General features: G+C 73.0%; 19 protein-coding genes. 7 read left to right on the forward strand and 12 right to left on the reverse strand.

Going from position 1 to position 18212, the window contains the following annotated elements; all coding sequences use genetic code 11:
- Positions 1-245 precede the first annotated feature (245 nt).
- The 3 genes from ABZS77_RS25385 to ABZS77_RS25395 all read right to left on the reverse strand — a co-directional run bounded on the left by ABZS77_RS25385 (position 246) and on the right by ABZS77_RS25395 (position 2969).
- Complete coding sequence (locus ABZS77_RS25385; protein ID WP_354827566.1) at positions 246-1208, reverse strand: zinc-binding dehydrogenase; 963 nt, start codon at positions 1206-1208, stop codon at positions 246-248.
- Positions 1209-1295: 87 nt separating this feature from the next.
- Positions 1296-2474 (reverse strand): NADP-dependent malic enzyme, encoded by a 1179-nt coding sequence (locus tag ABZS77_RS25390; protein ID WP_354827569.1) that lies wholly within the window; start codon positions 2472-2474, stop codon positions 1296-1298.
- Between the two features lie 144 nt (positions 2475-2618).
- Positions 2619-2969, reverse strand: a complete 351-nt coding sequence (locus ABZS77_RS25395; protein ID WP_354827736.1) for a S24/S26 family peptidase — start codon at positions 2967-2969, stop codon at positions 2619-2621.
- An 84-nt stretch (positions 2970-3053) separates the two neighbouring features.
- Between ABZS77_RS25395 and sodN the strand changes: the two genes are divergently transcribed.
- Complete coding sequence (gene sodN, locus ABZS77_RS25400; protein WP_334630723.1) at positions 3054-3458, forward strand: superoxide dismutase, Ni; 405 nt, start codon at positions 3054-3056, stop codon at positions 3456-3458.
- A 167-nt stretch (positions 3459-3625) separates the two neighbouring features.
- Positions 3626-4033 (forward strand): ATP-binding protein, encoded by a 408-nt coding sequence (locus ABZS77_RS25405; protein WP_354827572.1) that lies wholly within the window; start codon positions 3626-3628, stop codon positions 4031-4033.
- 22 nt (positions 4034-4055) lie between these two features.
- Here ABZS77_RS25405 and ABZS77_RS25410 read toward each other — a convergent pair whose 3' ends face one another.
- Positions 4056-4445 (reverse strand): hypothetical protein, encoded by a 390-nt coding sequence (locus tag ABZS77_RS25410; RefSeq protein ID WP_354827575.1) that lies wholly within the window; start codon positions 4443-4445, stop codon positions 4056-4058.
- Positions 4446-4488: 43 nt separating this feature from the next.
- Between ABZS77_RS25410 and ABZS77_RS25415 the strand changes: the two genes are divergently transcribed.
- The gene (locus ABZS77_RS25415) at positions 4489-5439 is read left to right on the forward strand and encodes a diacylglycerol kinase family protein (RefSeq protein WP_354827578.1); all 951 of its coding nucleotides are present in this window, start codon (positions 4489-4491) and stop codon (positions 5437-5439) included.
- A 448-nt stretch (positions 5440-5887) separates the two neighbouring features.
- Positions 5888-6145 (forward strand): WhiB family transcriptional regulator, encoded by a 258-nt coding sequence (locus tag ABZS77_RS25420; protein ID WP_007072794.1) that lies wholly within the window; start codon positions 5888-5890, stop codon positions 6143-6145.
- Between the two features lie 93 nt (positions 6146-6238).
- On the opposite strand, the gene ABZS77_RS25425 is transcribed toward ABZS77_RS25420, so the two are convergent.
- The 6 genes from ABZS77_RS25425 to ABZS77_RS25450 form a co-directional block, all read right to left on the reverse strand.
- Positions 6239-7027 (reverse strand): CbiX/SirB N-terminal domain-containing protein, encoded by a 789-nt coding sequence (locus tag ABZS77_RS25425; protein ID WP_354827738.1) that lies wholly within the window; start codon positions 7025-7027, stop codon positions 6239-6241.
- Positions 7024-7785, reverse strand: a complete 762-nt coding sequence (locus tag ABZS77_RS25430; protein WP_354827581.1) for a phosphoadenylyl-sulfate reductase — start codon at positions 7783-7785, stop codon at positions 7024-7026. Before ABZS77_RS25430 ends, ABZS77_RS25425 begins: the two co-directional genes overlap by 4 nt.
- Complete coding sequence (locus tag ABZS77_RS25435; protein ID WP_167393614.1) at positions 7782-7943, reverse strand: hypothetical protein; 162 nt, start codon at positions 7941-7943, stop codon at positions 7782-7784. Before ABZS77_RS25435 ends, ABZS77_RS25430 begins: the two co-directional genes overlap by 4 nt.
- Positions 7940-9652, reverse strand: coding sequence for a nitrite/sulfite reductase (locus tag ABZS77_RS25440; RefSeq protein WP_354827584.1), 1713 nt, complete (start codon positions 9650-9652; stop codon positions 7940-7942). The genes ABZS77_RS25435 and ABZS77_RS25440 overlap by 4 nt, the downstream gene beginning before the upstream one ends.
- 293 nt (positions 9653-9945) lie before the next feature.
- Positions 9946-10188, reverse strand: a complete 243-nt coding sequence (locus ABZS77_RS25445; protein ID WP_354827587.1) for a helix-turn-helix transcriptional regulator — start codon at positions 10186-10188, stop codon at positions 9946-9948.
- Positions 10101-10856, reverse strand: coding sequence for a hypothetical protein (locus ABZS77_RS25450; protein ID WP_354827590.1), 756 nt, complete (start codon positions 10854-10856; stop codon positions 10101-10103). The genes ABZS77_RS25445 and ABZS77_RS25450 overlap by 88 nt, the downstream gene beginning before the upstream one ends.
- 62 nt (positions 10857-10918) lie before the next feature.
- Between ABZS77_RS25450 and ABZS77_RS25455 the strand changes: the two genes are divergently transcribed.
- Both ABZS77_RS25455 and ABZS77_RS25460 read left to right on the forward strand, forming a co-directional pair.
- Entirely contained in the window at positions 10919-11944 is a 1026-nt protein-coding gene (locus ABZS77_RS25455; protein WP_354827592.1) for an aldo/keto reductase family protein, read from the forward strand.
- Positions 11945-11980: 36 nt separating this feature from the next.
- Positions 11981-13489: a glycosyltransferase family 39 protein gene (locus tag ABZS77_RS25460; protein ID WP_354827596.1), complete on the forward strand. Its 1509-nt coding sequence runs from the start codon at positions 11981-11983 to the stop codon at positions 13487-13489.
- 31 nt (positions 13490-13520) lie between these two features.
- On the opposite strand, the gene ABZS77_RS25465 is transcribed toward ABZS77_RS25460, so the two are convergent.
- Complete coding sequence (locus ABZS77_RS25465; protein WP_354827598.1) at positions 13521-15113, reverse strand: histidine kinase N-terminal domain-containing protein; 1593 nt, start codon at positions 15111-15113, stop codon at positions 13521-13523.
- A 25-nt stretch (positions 15114-15138) separates the two neighbouring features.
- Complete coding sequence (locus tag ABZS77_RS25470; protein ID WP_354827741.1) at positions 15139-16170, reverse strand: SIS domain-containing protein; 1032 nt, start codon at positions 16168-16170, stop codon at positions 15139-15141.
- Between the two features lie 188 nt (positions 16171-16358).
- Here ABZS77_RS25470 and ABZS77_RS25475 point away from each other — a divergent pair, with 188 nt between their 5' ends.
- A complete protein-coding gene (locus tag ABZS77_RS25475; protein ID WP_354827601.1) occupies positions 16359-18194 on the forward strand; it encodes a tetratricopeptide repeat protein in 1836 nt (611 codons plus the stop codon).
- Positions 18195-18212: the final 18 nt, after the last annotated feature.

The raw sequence follows: 18212 nt of genomic DNA on the forward strand, positions 1-18212 counted from the left end.
CGGTCCGCGTGCTCCGCGCGGTCCGCGTGCTCCGCGCGGTCCGCGTGCTCCGCGCGGTCCGCGTGCTCCGCGCGGTCCGCGTGCTCCGCGCGGTCAAGATCGCGCACGAACCAGGAAATGGTGGCCTCCCAGGCCGCGGAGACCACTATTTCCATGAAGTTGTGCGATCTTGCGGCCGACGAGGCCGACGCACGGCGCGCGGTGCGCGGCGGCGCGGCGCCCGGCGGCGCGGCGTGCGGTGCGCGTCAGGCCATGTGGTCGATGACGATCTTGCCGAAGGCGTCGCCGGAGTGCAGGCGGGCGAAGGCCTTCTCGACCTGGCTGAACGGGACCACGGTGTCGACCACGGGCCGCACCGAGTTGTCGGCGCAGAACGCCAGCAGCTCGTACAGCTCGCCCGGGGTGCCCATCGAGGTGCCCAGGATCTCCAACTGCATCGCGAAGACCCGACGCAGGTTGACCGTCGGTTCGTGCCCGGCGGTGGCGCCGGAGACCACGATCCGGGCCATCGGCGCGGCCGACTTCAGCGAGTGGTCGAAGGTCGCCGCGCCGACCGTCTCGATCACCACGTCGACCCGTTCCGGCAGCCGGGCACCGGGTTCCACGGCGGTGGCGCCGAGCGCGGCGATCCGTTCCCGCTTCGCGGCGTCGCGGCTGGTCGCGTACACCCGCTTGCCCATGGCGACGGCGAGCGCGACGGCCGCGGTGGCGACGCCACCGCCCGCGCCCTGCACGAGCACGCTGTCGGCGTCCTCGGCGCGGCCCTTGGTGGTCAGCATCCGCCACGCGGTGAGCCAGGCCGTGGGCAGGCACGCCGCGTCGGTCGCCGCCAGGCCGTCGGGCAGCGGGATGAGGTTCGACCGGGGTACGGCCACCCGCTCGGCGAGCGTTCCGGCGTAGTGCTCGGAGAGGATCGACACTCCGCGTGGGTCACCTGGGGTGACCACCACCGGGTACACGACCACCTCGTTGCCGTCAGGGTCCACGCCGACCGCGTCGCAGCCGAGGATCATCGGCAGTTGGGCCTCGGTGAGCCCGACCCCGCGCAGGGACCAGAGGTCGTGGTGGTTGAGCGAGGTGGCCCTGACCTGCACCGTCACCCAGTCGTCTTCGGGGTGGGTCGGCTCGGGCCGCTCACCGACCGTCAGCGCGGCGAGGGGGTCGGTGTCGTCGAGACGGGAGGCGAAGGCAGCACGCATGATCGGCACGGTAACAAGCTGAGCGCTCGTTAAGAAGGCGCGAGATGTAAGGAAGGGCACCTTCTTATGCACCAGGCGTTAATAAGGTGCCCTTCCTTACCGGCGGGCGACTCCGTCGCGGCGGGCGGCCTCGGCGACCGCCTCGGCGACGGCCGGGGCGACACGAGGGTCGAGCGGCGACGGGACGATCGCTTCGGCGGTCAGCGACTCGGCCACCACACCGGCGATGGCGTCCGCCGCGGCGACCTTCATCCCCTCGGTGATCCGGGTGGCGCGGGCGTCCAACGCACCCCGGAAGACGCCGGGAAACGCCAGCACGTTGTTGATCTGGTTGGGGTAGTCGCTGCGCCCGGTGGCGACCACCGCGACGTGCCGGGCGGCCACCTCCGGGTGCACCTCCGGGGTCGGGTTGGCCAGCGCGAACACGATCCCGCCGGGCGCCATCGCGGCGACGGCGGCCTCCGGGATCTGCCCGCCGGAGACGCCGATCAGCACGTCCGCGCCGCGCAGCGCCTCGGTGATGTCGCCCTGGCGGCCGTCGGCGTTCGTTGTGGCCGCCAGCTCGGCCTTGGTGCCGGTCAGTTCGGTGCGGTGCCGGCCGATGATCCCCTTGGAGTCGCAGACGACCACCTGGTCGGGGTTGACGCCGCCGGCGACCAGCATCTTCGTCACGGCCACCCCGGCCGCGCCCGCGCCGCTCACGGTGACCCGCAGGTCACCGAGCTTGCGGTTGAGCAGGGTGGCGGCGTTGCGCAGCGCGGCCAGCACCACGATGGCGGTGCCGTGCTGGTCGTCGTGGAAGACCGGGATGTCCAACGCCTCGTCGAGCCGACGCTCCACCTCGAAGCAGCGTGGCGCGCTGATGTCCTCCAGGTTGATCCCGCCGAACGAGGGCGCCAGCGCCCGCACCACCGCGACGATCTCGTCCACGTCCTGGGTGTCCAGGCAGACCGGCACGGCGTCCACGCCGGCGAACTGCTTGAACAGCACCGCCTTGCCCTCCATCACCGGCAGCGCGGCTCGCGGGCCGATGTTGCCGAGCCCGAGCACCGCCGAACCGTCGGTGACCACCGCGACGGCGTGCGCCGCCCAGGTGTAGTCGTCGGCCAGCTCGGGGTTGGCGGCGATCGCCTCACACACCCGGGCAACCCCCGGGGTGTACGCCAGGGAGAGGTCCTCCCGGCTGGTCAGCGGCACCGTCGAGGCGACGGCCATCTTGCCGCCGACGTGCAGCTGGAAGACGGGATCAGCGGGGTCCACGGTGGACGAAGACATGGCGGTGACTCCAGGATCTGTCGAGCAGACGGGGCGGCCGGGCCTCGCCGCGAGGTGGGCGGCGAGCGGTGGCACGCGGTGCGGGGGGTCACCCGGGCACTTTCCGAGCATAGTGTCGTCACCCCCGCTCGGATGTGAGCAGGGTCATAACGGGAGGCGGGGTACCCGTCCGGGGCGCGGCCAGTAGCGCGCCACGACCCTGCCCCGCACGTCGGCCACCCCGTACGCCCGGGAGTCGTCGGTGACGAGGTCGTTGTCCCCGCGCAGCCACCAGCCGCCGTCCTGCGGCCGGACCGCCCGCTTCACCACCAGCAACTCCGGGCGCGTGCGGAACACGGCGACCACCACGTCACCGGGTCGGATCGGGCGTCCACCCGTACGGACCAGCAGCGCGTCGCCGTGTCGCAGGGTCGGTGCCATGGATGGACCGGCCACCGACACGGCCGTCAGCGGACCGCGCAGGTGCGGCGCCTCGGCCGGGTGGTCGGCGTGCACTGGTTTCACCTCCACCCCGTCCGGGGAGCATTCCCAGGAGTAATGTCGCCTTTGATCATCGCAAACTTCCCATGGAGGATCCCGATGCGACTTCCCCGCATCCTTGCGCCCCGCGTCACCGCGAGCGCTCACTGCGACCTGCCGTGCGGCGTCTACGACCCGGCCCAGGCCCGGATCGAGGCCGAATCGGTCAAAATGATCTGCGAGAAGTACCAGGCGAACACCGACCCGGAGTTCCGCACCCGGGCGATCATCATCAAGGAGCAGCGCGCCGAGCTGGTCAAGCACCACCTGTGGGTGCTCTGGACCGACTACTTCAAGGCGCCGCACTTCGAGAAGTACCCGAACCTGCACACCCTGTTCAACGAGGCCACCAAGCTCGCCGGCGCCGGTGGCGTCAAGGGCAGCCTCGACCCGGCCACCGCCGACAAGCTCCTCGCGAAGATCGACGAGATCTCGAAGATCTTCTGGGAGACCAAGAAGGCGTGACCACCGCGGTCATCCCGACGCTCCGGCCGGTACGTCCCGAGGACGTGCCGGCCGTCGTCGTTTCACCGCCGCCGAGGGGTCGCTTTCGGGTCGGCCGGTCAGGCCACGGCCGCCGACACGCGCTCCGGCGACCGACCGGGTAGAGTCCCCGACCGGGGGGATGAGGCGTGACTCAACTGACCGGCCAGCCAGCGACCGACGACGATGTGGTGCACCTCACGGTGCCCGCCGACGGCGGCTACCTCGGCGTGCTCCGTACCGCTACCGCCGGCCTCGCGGCCCGGCTGCAGTTCGCACTCGACGAGATCGAGGATCTGCGGATCGCGGTCGACGAGGCGTGCGCGATGCTGCTCGCCATCGCCACCCGCGACGCCGAGTTGGAGTGCCGCTTCGCGGTCACCGAGGACGCGCTGACCGTCGAGGTGACCGTGCCGACCGTACGGGGCGCCACCCTGCCCGCCGAGTCGTCCTTCGCCTGGAAGGTGCTCACCGCGCTGACCACGTCGGCGTCCGCCACGGCCACCGACGGCCGGGCCACGATTTCGCTGCTGACCCGCCGCTCGGGCGGCTTCTGACCGACCCCGCCGGGTCGAGCGGTCACTCGAAGCCGAGAGCCCGGGTCGTCGGCGGGCTGACCAGCAGCCACGCCACGCCCAGGCCGAGTGCCATCAGCGGCACACCCAGCCACCCCAACCCGCCCTGGATCATGAACCAGCCGATCGGCAGCAGCATCAGCTGGAGCACGATGGCGGGCGCACGCGCACCGGCCTGGCGGCGCAGCAGCGCCCGGCCCAGAGCCCAGAGCGCGACCGCCGCACCGATGGCGAACACCGTCACCAGCACCGCCGACAGCAGGTCGGTGGTGGTGGCCGTGAGGTCGGCCCAGATCAGCCAGGCGGCGATCAGCCCGACGACGGCCGCCTCCGCCCACAGCAGCCGGACCGCCCAGCGGAGCGTGACGGGAATCGGGGCCGAGTCGATGGTCACGCGCGCCACGATACCCGGGCTACCGGGAGGTACAGTGCCGCCCATGCGGGCCGTCCTGGTGGTCAATCCGAAGGCCACCACCACCAGCGAACGCAGCCGGGACGTGCTCGTCCGGGCGCTGCGCAGTGAAGTCGATCTGAGTGTGCGCTACACCCGCCGACGCGGGCACGCCATGGCGCTGGCCCGGGAGGCCGCCGTGGAGGGGGTCGACCTCGTCGTCACCCTGGGTGGCGACGGCACGGTGAACGAGGTGGTGAACGGCCTGATGGCGGCCGAACCGCCGGCCGGCGCGGCGGGTGCGGCGATGGCGGACCGGCTTCCCGCGCTGGCGACCGTCCCCGGTGGCTCGACGAACGTCTTCGCCCGCGCCGTGGGTCTGCCCCGGGACTGGCCGGAGGCGACCAGCATGATCCTGGAGGGGCTCCGGCTGGGCCGGCACCGGACGGTCGGGCTGGGCCTGGCGGACGACCGCTACTTCACGTTCTGCGCCGGGTTCGGCCTGGACGCGGCGGTCATCCACCGGGTGGAGCAGGCCCGCCGGCGGGGGCGTGTCTCGACGCCGGGGCTCTACCTGCGCTCGATCATGAACCAGTACTTCCTCGCCTCGGACCGGCGGCATCCCGCGATCACGTTGGAGCGCCCGGGTGAGGCGCCGGAGGGCGAGCTGGGCACCGTCATCATCCAGAACACGGCGCCGTGGACCTATCTGGGCGACCGGGAGGTCAACCCGAATCCGGAGGCGTCGTTCGACCTCGGGTTGGATGTGCTGGCATTGCGTCAGCTCCGGGTGGCTAGCACAACACGGACAGTGACGCAGTTCCTGTCCCGGCGCCCCGATCCTCGAGGCCGTCAGGTGTTACGTCTCCATGACACAGCGGAGTTCACCCTGGTCTCCGCCCGTCCGCAGGCGTTCCAGCTGGACGGCGACTATCTTGGCGAGCGGGAAAAAGTCAGATTCACATCCGTTCCCGCCGCACTGAGAGTAATCTGCTAGGTCTCGGGTACTGCAGTAGGTCGACGCGGCGCCACACCGCATCGGCGACGGCGTCGCCACACCGAGGGGCAGGTGCCGGAAATGTCAGCAATGTCACGCGGACTGTACTATATTGATCCTCGGCTGTGGCACGGCGGGTAACCGGGAACGCACCTGAACCCGGACAAATGGGTTGTGGGCTTGCTCACCGCCCGGAGTTTTTCCGAGCGTCACCCTTGACATCGCCAATGTTCGTGAAAGTATTCACAAGCGAACTTGAGTTACCGGGACATTGCCTGGATATGCTCGTCAGGTTGAGCTGTTCCAGCAGGTCCCCGGAGCTAACTGCCTGCTCACGCACTGCCGAATGGATGGACGCGAACTGTCACCGTCGGCATTGCGGATGCATATAGGAAAAGCACGACCACGCAATAATTGCCACCCATCCAGAATGAGGAGTGTTGCCGCCATGGACTGGCGTCACCATGCTGTCTGCCGCGACGAGGACCCGGAGCTGTTCTTCCCTATCGGGACGTCCGGACCGGCTCTCCTGCAGGTCGAGCAGGCCAAGGCCGTCTGCAGGCGCTGCTCCGTGACCGACCAGTGCCTGCAGTGGGCGCTCGAGTCGGGTCAGGACGCCGGCGTCTGGGGCGGGATGAGCGAAGAGGAACGGCGCGCTGTGAAGCGGCGCGGCGGCCTCCGGGTGCTGCGCGCTCACTCCGCCTGATCCCAACGACACAGCTGCACGCCCCGGTGGGTCCGCCCACCGGGGCGTTCCGCTGTCCGCAGACGAATTCGACCCGCCGATGACGGGCCGGAATCACCCCGTCGGCGCCACGACGCGGCCGGACCGGCCGTCCACCCGCCGCAGCACCAGATCGGCCATCTCCGGCGCGTCGGTCAACGGGGCGGACACCGCCACCGCGCCAGCCGCCCGAGCCGACTCGGCCACCGCATCGTGGAACAGACCCGGCGCCAGGAAATAACCGGCCACCGCCACCCGACGGGCACCGGCCGCCCGCAATCGGGACACCGCCACCCCGGTCAGCGGCGGGGCAGCGGAGGCGTACGACACGCGGCAGGGCACCTCGAACTCGGCGCCCAGCGCGTCCGCCACCCGGCCCACCGAGCCACGCGCCCGCGCGTCCCGGGTGCCTGCGGCGGCCAGCACCAGCGCGTCGAAACGACCCGGGCACACCTCACCGAGGCGACGGCGCAACCCGGCCAGCAGCACCGGATCCACCGACCCGTCCGCCGGGCCGAGCACGTCGGTGACCCGTACCTCAATCGGTGGCCCGGACGCCGTGGCGGCGGCGACGGCCGCCGGGATGTCCACCCGACGGTGGTACGCGGCGGTCAGCAGCAGCGGCACCAGCACCGCCCGCCGGTGACCGGCGACCGCCAGGGCGCGCAGCACCTCGGTCGGCCCCGGCTCGGTGTGGTCCAGCCAACTCGGCCGCACGTCGACGCCGGGGCGGGCCGCCGACACCGCCCGGGCCAACGCCCGGGTGGCCTCGGCGGCACGCGGATCGCGGCTGCCGTGCGCCACCAGCACCACCGGGTACGCCCCGCCGGCCGCGTCGGGGCCGGTCGACTCCGGGGAGGTCAGACGTGCAGTCCGCACTCGGTCTTCTCGAACATGGCCCACCGGCCCGCCCGCGGGTCCTCGCCAGCCTTCGTCCGGCGGGTGCAGGGCCAGCAGCCGATCGAGCCGTACCCCTGCTTGAACAGCTCGTTGACCGGCACGTTCCACCTGGCGATGTACGCGTCCACGTCCCCCTGCGACCAGGCCGCGATCGGGTTGACCTTGACCCTGCCGCGCCGCGCGTCGAACGTCACCACAGGCGTGTTGGCACGGGTCGGCGACTCGTCCCGACGCAGACCGGCGGCCCACGCGTCGTACCCGGACAGCGCCCGCTCCAGCGGTTCCACCTTGCGCAACTGGCAGCAGTCGTCCGGCGACTTGTTGAACAGCCGCGGGCCGTACTCGCCGTCCTGCTGGCCCACGGTGAGCCGCGGCCGGATCGACCTGACGTTGACCGGGAGCGTCCGCGCCACCTCGTCGCGCACCCGCAGCGTCTCGGGGAAGTGCAGCCCGGTGTCGAGGAACACCACGTCCACCCCGGGGGCCACCCGGGACACCAGGTGCGCCAGCACCGCGTCGGCCATCGAGCTGGTGACGCAGAACCGGTCGCCGAACGTCTGCGCCGCCCACCGGGCGATCTCCAGCGCCGGGGCGCCCTCCAGGTCCCGTCCGGCCTCCACAGCCAGCGTGCGCAGCTCGTCGGGGCTGCGCCGGGTCGGGTCGGCCGGCTTCGGGCCATTCGGGCCGACCAGGCCCAGGCCGGCGGCGGAGACGAGGCTCATCGGGTCACCGCCCGTGACAGCAGCCCGGTGAACTTCACCGAGAAGACCCGGGTGCAGGCGTGGCACTCCCAGGCGCCGTGACCCGCCTCGTGCGGCCGCAGGTCCTCCTCGCCGCAGTAGGGGCAGTACAGAGGTGCCGCTCGGTTCTCGCTGCTCACCGCAGTTCCTCCTCGTCGACTCTGATCACCCAGTTGGCGAACGTCTCGCCCTCGCTCCGCCCGGCCAGGTAGCGGCGGGCCAGTCGTTCCACGTACTCCGGAAGCTCGTCGGCGGTGGTCTTCAGGCCGCGCAGCTTGCGGCCGAAACCGGCCGTCTGCCCCTGCGCCATCCCCAGGCCGCCACCGAGGTGCACCTGGAAGCCCTCCACCTGGCGGCCGTCCGGGCCGACCACCAGCTGGCCCTTGAGCCCGATGTCGGCCACCTGCGTGCGGGCGCACGCGTTCGGGCAGCCGTTGATGTGGATCGAGATGTCCGCGTCGAAGTCACGCAGCCGCTGCTCCAGCCGGGCCACCAGTTCCTCGCCGCGGGCCTTCGTCTCGACGATGGCGAGCTTGCAGTACTCGATGCCGGTGCACGCCATGGTGCCGCGTCGCCAGGCCGACGGCCGGGCCTCCAGGCCGATCCCGCGCAGCGCGTCGACGAGCGACTCCGTCCGCTCCGACGGCACGTCGAGCACCAGCAGCTTCTGGTACGGGGTCAGCCGCACCCGGTCGCTGCCGTGCGCCTCGACCACGTCGGCGAGTTGGGCGAGCTGCCCGCCGGAGACCCGCCCGACCACCGGCGCGGCACCCACGTAGTTCCGTCCGTCGGCCTGCTCGTGCACGCCGACGTGGTCGATCGGCTTCGCCGGCAGCTCGGCCGGCGGGCCGTCGAGCAGCGTCCGGCCCAGGTACTCCTTCTCCAGGACCTCCCGGAAGCGCTCCACGCCCCAGTCGGCAACCAGGAACTTCAGCCGGGCCCGGTTGCGCAGCCGGCGGTAGCCGTAGTCGCGGAAGATCCCGACGACACCGGCCCACACATCCGGGATCTCGGCCATCGGCACCCAGACGCCGAGCCGCTGGGCGAGCATCGGGTTGGTGGAGAGGCCACCGCCGACCCAGACGTCGAAGCCGGGGCCGTGCTCGGGGTGCTCGACACCGAGCAGGGCGATGTCGTTCGACTCGTACGGGGTGTCCACCAGCCAGGAGATCGACGTCTTGAACTTGCGGGGCAGGTTGGAGAACTGCTTGTCACCGACGTACCGGGCGACGATCTCGTCGATCGCCGGCGTCGGGTCGAGCACCTCGTCGCGGGCCACCCCGGCAACCGGGCTGCCCAGCACGATCCGGGGGCAGTCGCCGCACGCCTCGGTCGTCTGGAGGCCGACCGACTCCAGCCGCCGCCAGATCTCCGGCATGTCCTCGACCCGGATCCAGTGGTACTGGATGTTCTGCCGGTCGGTGATGTCGGCGGTGTCCCGGGCGAACTCCCGGGAGATGTCCGCGATCACCCGCAGCTGGGCCAGGCTGAGCTGCCCGCCGTCGATGCGGACGCGGAGCATGAAGAACTCGTCCTCCAGCTCGTGCGGCTCCAGCACGGCCGTACGCCCGCCGTCGATGCCCGCCTTGCGCTGGGTGTAGAGGCCCCACCAGCGGAACCGACCGCGCAGATCCTGGGGGTCGATGGAGGCGAAGCCGCGGTGCGCGTAGATGGTCTCGATCCGGGCACGGACGTTGAGCGGGTCGTCGTCCTTCTTGATCCGCTCGTTGGGGTTGAGCGGCTCGCGGTGTCCGAGCGCCCACTGACCCTCGCCGCGTGGCCGGCGCGGTGCCCGGGCCGGGCGGGCCGTCGGGTCCTCGGAACGGGCCGGGATGCTGCTGACCGCCATCGCGGCGTCCTCCGTTGTCTGCTGTGCCTCGGGGCACGCGCGGGGCGCGGCGGCCGGCCCGGCGAGGCGGGCGGACAACGGTGTCTGAGACAGCCGGCGCGGAGCGCGCCCGAGACAGATTGGTCGGGCGTCGTCAGTGGGCCGGACAGATCGCGCTGCGCACGCGGCCGTAATCGACGTGGCGACGTGCCACGAAGCGGCGGACGACTGCGGCGGTCATGTGGCCCATGCTGCCACACCCCATGGGGGCCGGCCAATGTCCGCGTGCGGGATCCCACATCACGGGCCGAGGGTTAGCCGACCAGCTGGTCACCAAGGACAGTTCGGGCATAACGCACCACCCGCCCCTGCCGTACGCCGGCGATCAGGCCGTTGTCCCGCAGCGTGGTGAGGTGGTGCGACGCGGTCGCTGGCGCCAGACCCAGCAGCGCGGCCAACTCACCGGTGCTCAGCGGCGAGTCGAGCAGGGAGAGCGCCGCCGCCCGGGTACCGCCGAGCAGTGCGCCCAGCGCCGCGCTGGGCCCGGCGAATCCCACAGCCCGCCCAGCCCGGTCGGCGGATAGCAGAGGGCGGGCCCGGCGTCGCCCTCCATGATCGCGTGCACCGTCGGTCCGGAGAACGAGGTGGGCAGCAGCGTCCACGGGCGTCCGTCCAGACCGGCCGGGCGGATCGTGCCGACGGCGACCCGCAGCGCCGCGCCGTCCCACCTGATCAACGGGTGCAGCTCGCGGAGCAGAGTGCGCCCGCCCTGCTCGGCGGCGAGCAGCGTCCGACGCCGGATGTCGGCCAGCGCGAGCGCCCTCAGCCGGGGCCAGTCCGGCGCGATCAGCACTGTGAAGTACCGGTGGAGCTGCGCGACCAGCTCGTCCGGGGCCAGCTGGGGTGCGCCGGCCCGCTCCAGTTGCCGGCGCATCCGGGACGGGTCGGTGCTGGCGACCGCCCGCAGCTCGGCGGCCAGGTTCGGTGCCACTCCGATCGGGGTGAGGAAATCCGGCACGTAACCGTTGGACGACCTGAGCACCGCCAACAGTGGTTCCAGGCCGGCGTCCGGCAGCAGCCGCTCCGCGCGTTCCCGCCACGGGCGGTGCATCCAGTACTTCTCCGGCTTGCGTAACGCCCAGGAGCTGGCCACCAGCTCGGCCAGCGGCGAGTGCACGAACCGGACCCGGCTGAGGTCGTCGGGTGAGAACCGAACCTCGATCACCCACGGATTCGACCACGTTCGAACGGTTCGGCGACAGCACCAGGCGGCCCGACGATTCTCGGATGGAGTACAGGCAACTGGGCCGGTCGGGCCTGCGCGTCAGCGCGGTCGCGTACGGCAACTGGGTAACCCACGGCAACCAACTCGACGACGACGCGGCGGCCGCGTGCGTGGCCGCCGCCCTGGACGCGGGCATCACGACGTTCGACACCGCCGACCGATACGCCCAGGAGCGGGCCGAGGAGGCGTTGGGCAAGGCGCTGAGCGGCATGCAGCGCAGCTCGATCGAGTTGTGCACCAAGGTGTTCCTCCCGGTCGGGCCGGGGGCCAACGACGCCGGGCTGTCTCGCAAGCACATCATCGAGGGGTGTCACGCCTCGCTGAACCGGCTGGGCACCGACTACGTCGACCTCTATCAGGCGCACCGGTACGACGACAGCGTGCCGCTGGAGGAGACGATGCTCGCCTTCGCCGACCTGGTCCGCGAGGGCAAGGTGCTCTACGTCGGCGCCTCCGAGTGGACCGCCCCGCAGCTGCGCGCGGGCCTGCGGCTCGCCGCCGAGCTGCACATCCCGTTCATCGCCAACCAGCCGCAGTACTCGATGTTGTGGCGGGTGGTGGAGGCCGAGGTGTCGCCCGCCTGCGCCGACCTCGGCTTGGGCCAGCTCGCCTGGGCGCCACTGGCGATGGGCGTGCTGGCCGGTCGGTATGAGCCCGGCCGACGTCCGCCCGCCGGCTCCCGGGCCACCGACGGCTTCGGTGGCTCGTTCATCGCCCGCTACTCCTCGGAGCTGCTGCTCACCCGGGTACGCCAGCTCCGACCGATCGCCGCGGCGGCCGGCTGCACGATGGCCCAGTTGGCGGTGGCGTGGGTGCTGCGCCGCCCGACCGTGGCGAGCGCCATCGTCGGCGCCTCGCGGCCCGAGCAGCTCGCCGAGACGGCCAAGGCCGCCACGGTACGGCTCGACGACGAGCTGATCGCCCGGATCGACGCCGTGCTGGACGAGCTCGTGGAGCGTGATCCGGCGAAGACCGCCCGACCGAACGACGTGATGCCCGCCTGGCGTCCACCGCCTGCCGCCAGCTGACGCCCACGGAGGGGGTGGCCGTGGCAGGCTCGGACCGTGGGGCAATTGTCCGAGAGGTCGGCCGGGGCGGCGTGGGAGCGCCTGCGCCGCCTGCCGGTCTGGCTCCCCCCGGCGCTGTTGACCCTGGCGGTGACCCTGACCGGGCTGGGCTCCGCCCAACTCTGGCGCGACGAGCTGGCGACGTGGAGCGCGGCCACCCGGTCGCCCGGCGACCTGGCCCGGCTGGCCGGCACCATCGACGCCGCCACCGGGCCGTACTACCTGCTGATGCACGTCTGGACGACTGTCGTCGGCGACTCCACGATCGCCCTGCGCATCCCGGCCGTGGTGGCGATGACCGTGGCCGCCGGGCTGCTCGCCGTGCTCGGCGCGCGGCTCGTCGACAGACGTGGCGGCCTCCTCGCCGGGCTGCTGTTCGCGGTGCTCCCCGGGACCTCCCGCTACGGGCAGGAGGCTCGCCCGTACGCGCTGGCCACCATGCTCGCCGTGCTCGCCACCCTGCTGCTGGTGACCGCGCTGCGTCGACCGAGCTGGGCCCGTTGGGCCGGTTACGCCGCCGCCGTCGCCGCTCTCGGGCTCATCCACCTGATCGCGCTCACCCTGCTAGCCGCCCACACGCTGGTCGTCCTCATCGCCTGGTGGCGTGGCCCGGCCGCGGCCGGCATCGCCACCCCCGCGCATCTCGACGCGGAGCGGGACCGGCGGGTGTGGCGGTGGCTGGTCGCCGTGGTGCCGGTCGCGCTGCTGGCCGGCCCGCTGCTGGTCAAGGCTCGGAGCCAGCAGTCCCGGCAGTTGAACTGGGTCCACCTGGCCCGGCTGGACGACCTGACCGCGCTGCCCGGCGGCGTCGCCCAGAGCAGTGTGGTCGGTGGCCTGCTGGTCGGGGTCGCCGCGCTGGGGGCGGCCCGGCTCGGGCGGCGCGCCCTGCTGCCGGTGAGCGCGGTGCTGCTGCCGGTGCTGCTGCTCTTCGCCGCCGGCACGGTCGTACCACTGTGGGTGCCCCGGTACCTGGTCTTCGTGGTGCCCTTCGCGTGTCTGCTGGCGGGCGCGGCGCTGGCCGCCGTCACCGCGCCGGCCGCGCTCGTCGTGGTGGTCCTGGCCGGGCTGCTCGGCCTACCCGACCAGGCCGCGCTGCGACGGACCCACGAGTGGCCGCGCAGCGCGCCGGTGGACTACGCCGGGGCGGCCCGGGTGATCGCCGACGGTCAACGACCGGGGGACGCGGTGGTCTACTCGCCCCGGCACAGCTGGCTCTTCCTCGACCTCGGCATCGAGTACCACCTCGGCGACCCACCACGCGACGTGCTGGTCACCGAGGACGAGGTGCGCCGCGGCGACCTGTGGGCCGCCGAGTGCCCCCAGCCGGCACAGTGCCTGGCCGCTACGACACGTGTGTGGCTCGTCGTCTCCGGCCGGCACGCCGAGCCGCTGGCCGCCGTGCCGGATGCGAAGGGTGACGCGCTCCGCACGGACTTCACCGTCACGCAGGTGTGGCAGCGCCCCGGCCTGACCGTCGCCCTGCTGACCAGCCGCCCCGACCGCTGACCCGACCGCTCGCCAGCGCCGGGTGCGGCGGTCAGGGCTGCGAGCGGCCGTCGTGGGCGTTGCGGGCCAGCGGGACGACGAGCACCGCCTCGGTGCCACCGTTGGCGCCCGCGCGCAGCTCGATGGTGCCGCGCAGCTCCCCGGTGACCAGTGCCCGGACGATCTGGAGGCCGAGTCGGCTGCCACGTTCGGCGTCGAAGTCCGGGGGCAGCCCACGCCCGTTGTCGGTGACGGAGACGTGCAGCATCTTGCGGAACCGGTGCGCCGAGACCACCACCTCCGGCCGCACCGACGGGTCGGTCTCGGGGACGACGGCCGGCACCACGCCCGACGCGGCGGACCCGGCCGGCTCGTCCGCCTCGTCCGACGGCGGGAAGCCGTGCTCGACGGCGTTGAGCAGCAACTCGTTGAGGACCATCACCAGCGAGGTGGCGATCTCCGCCGGCAGCACACCGAAGCTGCCCCGCCGGCGCATGCCGACGCTCACCTCGGTCGCCGCGACCTCGGTGGCCGCGCTCGCCACCCGGTCGACGATGCCGTCGAACTCGACAGCCTCGTCGCTGGACATGGAGAGCGTCTCGTGCACCAGGGCGATCGAGGCGACCCGACGGACCGACTCCTCAAGCGCGACGCGGGCCTCCGGCATGGACACCCGGCGGGCCTGCAACCGCAGCAGGGCGGCCACCGTCTGGAGGTTGTTCTTCACCCGGTGGTGGATCTCCCGGATGGTGGCGTCCTTCGTGATCAGCGCCCGGTCCCGGCGGCGTACCTCGGTGATGTCCCGGACCAGGACCAGCGCGCCGATCGGCACCCCGGCGGGCATCAGCGGCAGCGCCCGGGTGAGCATCGTGGCGCCGCGCGCGTCGATCTCCCGCCGGGGCGGCGCCTCACCGCGCAGCGCGGCCAGGATGCCGTTGGCCGCCTCGGTGCCGTCCAACGGGTCACCGGCCAGCCTGCGGTGCAGTGCGGCCAGATCCTCGCCCACGAGGTGGGAGGCGTAGCCCAACCGGCGGTACGCGGACTGCGCGTTCGGGCTCGCGTAGGTGACCTTGCCGCCGGCGTCCAGCCGGACGAGGCCGTCACCGACCCGGGGCGCGGAGGTGGTCTCGCCCGGGTGCCGGGGCGGCGGGAAGGTGCCGTCCGCGATCATCTGGGCCAGGTCGTCGGCGGTGGTCAGGTAGTTGAGTTCCAGCTGGCTGGGGGTACGCGCGGTGGAGAGGTTGGTGTCCCGCCCCACCACGGCGATCACCTCGCCGGCCTCGCCCTCGGCGGTCCGCAGCCGGACCGGGATCGCCTCGTGCCGGGCCGGCACGTCGCCGTACCAGACCGGGTCGCCCTCGCGCCAGATCCGGCCCTGGGAGTACGCCACCCCCAGGTGCGCCACCTCCGGCCCGCCGACGATCCGCCCCACCTGGTCGTCCTGGTACGCGGTGGGGGCGGTCGTCGGGCGGACCTGGGCGACGCAGAGGAACGTGCCGTCGGCGTCGACCGGCACCCAGAGCAGCAGGTCGGCGAAGGACAGGTCGGAGAGCAGCTGCCAGTCGCCGGCGATCCGGTGCAGGTGGTCGATGTCGGCCGGACGGAGATGGGTGTGCTCCTCGGCGAGGTCGCGCAGCGTGGACACGGTGACCAGGGTGCCACGCCACGCCTCACATCGTCGCGGTGACCTTCTTCAGCCCGCGCGGCGCGTCCGGATCCTCGCCCCGGGTGAGCGCCAGCGACAGCGCCAGGCGCTGCAACGGCAGGATGTCCAGCATCGGGGCGTACCGCTCGTCGACCTCGGGAACGGCGAGCCGGGTGGCACCCGGCACGTCGGCGGAACCCACCACCACCACGTCGGCGCGGCGTTCACCGAGGCGGGGCAGCACCTCCCCCATCGACCGGCCGCCGGGGCCGGAGCCGACCACGGCGAGCACCGGCACCTCCGGATCGGTCATCGCGAGCGGCCCGTGCAGCAGGTCGGCGCCGGAGAAGGCGAGCGCCGGCAGGTACGACGTCTCCATCAGCTTCAGCGCGGCCTCCCGGGCGGTCGGGTACGCGTACCCCCGGCCGGTGGTGACCAGTTGCCGGGCGAAGCGGTAGCGCGGCGCGAGCCGGGCCGGGGTGTCGTCGGCGAGGGTGCGGGCGGCCAGGTCGGGTAGCGCGGCGAGCGCCTCCCGTTCGGCCGCCGGGAGCACGCCGTCGCCGGCCCGGACGCCCTCCACGAGCATCAGCAGGGCGAGCAGCTCGGCGGTGTACGTCTTGGTGGCGGCCACCGCCCGCTCGTGCCCGGCGGCGATGTCGATGCTGAGTTCCGCCACCCCGGCCAGCGGCGAGTCGGGGGCGTTGGTCACCGCGAGGGTGAGCGCGCCCGAGTCCCTGGCGGTGCGCAGCACCTCGGCCAGGTCGGGTGAGCCGCCGCTCTGGCTGACCCCGACGACGAGCGCGTCGGAGAGGTCGGGGCGGGCGCCGAAGAGGGTGACCGCGCTGGGCGAGGCGAGCCCGGCGGGCAGGCCGAGCCGGATCTCGGTGAGATACGCCCCGTAGAGGGCGGCGTGGTCGGAGGTGCCGCGGGCGGTGAAGACCACGTGCCGCGGGCGGCGTTCGGCCACGACCGCCGCGACGCGGGCGATCTCCCGGGCGTTGGCGGCGGACAGCAGACGCTCGTAGCCGGCCGGCTGCTCGTCGATGTCGGCGGCCATTCCGGCCCCTGCACGTGTCACGGACACTCCCCTCCTGCGCGGTTGCCGCGCGTTTCCTGCTCAGTCTTGCACCTTTCGAAGCGGCTAAGCAATTGAACGAGCAGTAGTGCGCAGTTGATCACCTAATCATCCCAATATCAACTACAGTTGGCCCGCTCCATCCGCTGTAGCTGCGACGAGAGGACACCGTGCCCGAGGGAAGGGACGACCCCGCGCTCTCCGCCACGGAGGAGCTGGCCCTTGCCCGGCTGGCACTGGACGAGGGCGACCTGCACCACGCCGCCGGCCACCTCGCCGGCGCGCTGGCCCAGGCGCCCACCCTGCCGGAGGTGCACGAGACGCTGGCCCGGCTGGCCGCCGCCAGCGGCGGCGGGCTCGACCTCTTCCCGATCAACCACCACACCTTCGTCGGCGCGGTCGTCGCCCGGGCCCACCTGCTCGCCGCCACCGGCCGTCCCGCCGAAGGGCTCGAACTGCTGGCCGCCGCCACCGGGTACGCCCCCGGCACCGAATGGGCCGCCGTGCCCTGGGTGACCGCACCCGACCTGCCCGAACGGCTCGACCCGGACCACATCGCCCGGATCCTCATGCAGATCTGCTCCGCGCTTCCCGACCCGGTGCCCCGGATCGGCCGGGCACCCCTGGCGCCGTACCTCACGCTGGCCCGCAACGCGGTCACCGTCCGCCCCGAACACGGTCTCCTGCTGGGCGCGGCGTCATCGCTGGCCCGCCGGCTCGGCGAGGTCGCGCTGGCGATCCGGTGGGCCGCCCGGGGCGTACGCGCCCAACCGTCGAAGATGGGCGAGGTCTGGCTCGGGTACGCGTACCGCAGCGCGGGCCGCACCCGCGACGCCCTCGCGGCCCTCAACCGGGCCGTCGCGCTGGACCCGGACGACCTGGCCGTCTACGCGGACATCGCCGGCACTCTGGCCGAGACCGGCCGGCTCGACGAGGCGCTGGAGTGGACCGAGCGGGCCCTGGCCCGGGACCCCTCGTTCGACTGCGCGGTGCACACCGCGCACCGCCTGCGGCACCTGCGCGACGGAGACCTGGCCCATCTCGTCGCGCTCGCCGACTTCGTCCGGGACCACCCGGACGACAGCCACGAGCACGGCGACCTGGCCCAGTGCTGCCGGGGGCGACCGTGGCTCGGGCAGCTCACACCGGCCGGCGGTCCGCTCATCGACGCGATGCGCCGGGCGGTGGCGGACGACGACAACGGCGTCGGCAGCGCGGTCCGGTTGGCGGCGGCGGCACCGCCGAGCGCCGTACGGACGGTCACCTCGACGGCACCCGGGCTGCGGATCGAGATCACCGGCGCGCCGGAGCCGGACCCGCGCGAGCCGCGACGGGCGTCCGCCCAGCGGCTGTGGGACTACGCGGACAGCGTCCCGACTCCCGTACTGCCGGAGCCCTCGCCGGCGGCGGTCGAGCGGATCGGGCAGGTCGCCCACCCGGCGTGGCCGCATCCCCCGGCGGCGTACGACGCGGCGGTGGGCCTGGCCGGCCTCGATCTGGCGGACCTGCTCGGTCTGCTGGTGCACCCGCCGGCGGCACCGGCCAACGCGGTGGGCCGGCTGCTGGCCGCCCACGACCCGTCGGTCTGGGTACGCGGCGTGCAGGTGTGGGCCTGCCTGGGACTGCTGCACCACCGCACGGACGAGCCGTGGGACACCTCGACGCGACGCCGGGTGCTGCTGGACCTGGTCTGGGGCGTGGAGGACTGGGTGACGGAGGCGGCGCTGTTCGCCCTGGTCACCGCCGCCTGGGTGGCCCCGGAGGTGCGCGCGGACGTGGCGCGCGTGGTGGCCGAGCGGCTGGCCGACGTCGCCGCCGTGGCCCGGGTCAGGCCGGTCCCGATCGCCGTCTCGCTGGCGCACCTGGCGCTGGCCGCCCCGACCCTGGACCCCGCCACCGTCGCCCTGGCCACCGAACTGTTGGGCGACAGCTCGTCCCACCCCGCACTCCCCCGCCCCCGCAGCCCGTTACGCCGCCTCTGGCACCGCCTCATCCGCCGCCGCTGACCGCCCTCTGCGGGGACG

Origin of the sequence: Micromonospora sp. NPDC005298, from assembly GCF_040607375.1 — a bacterium.
Classification (GTDB): Bacteria; Actinomycetota; Actinomycetes; order Mycobacteriales; family Micromonosporaceae; genus Micromonospora.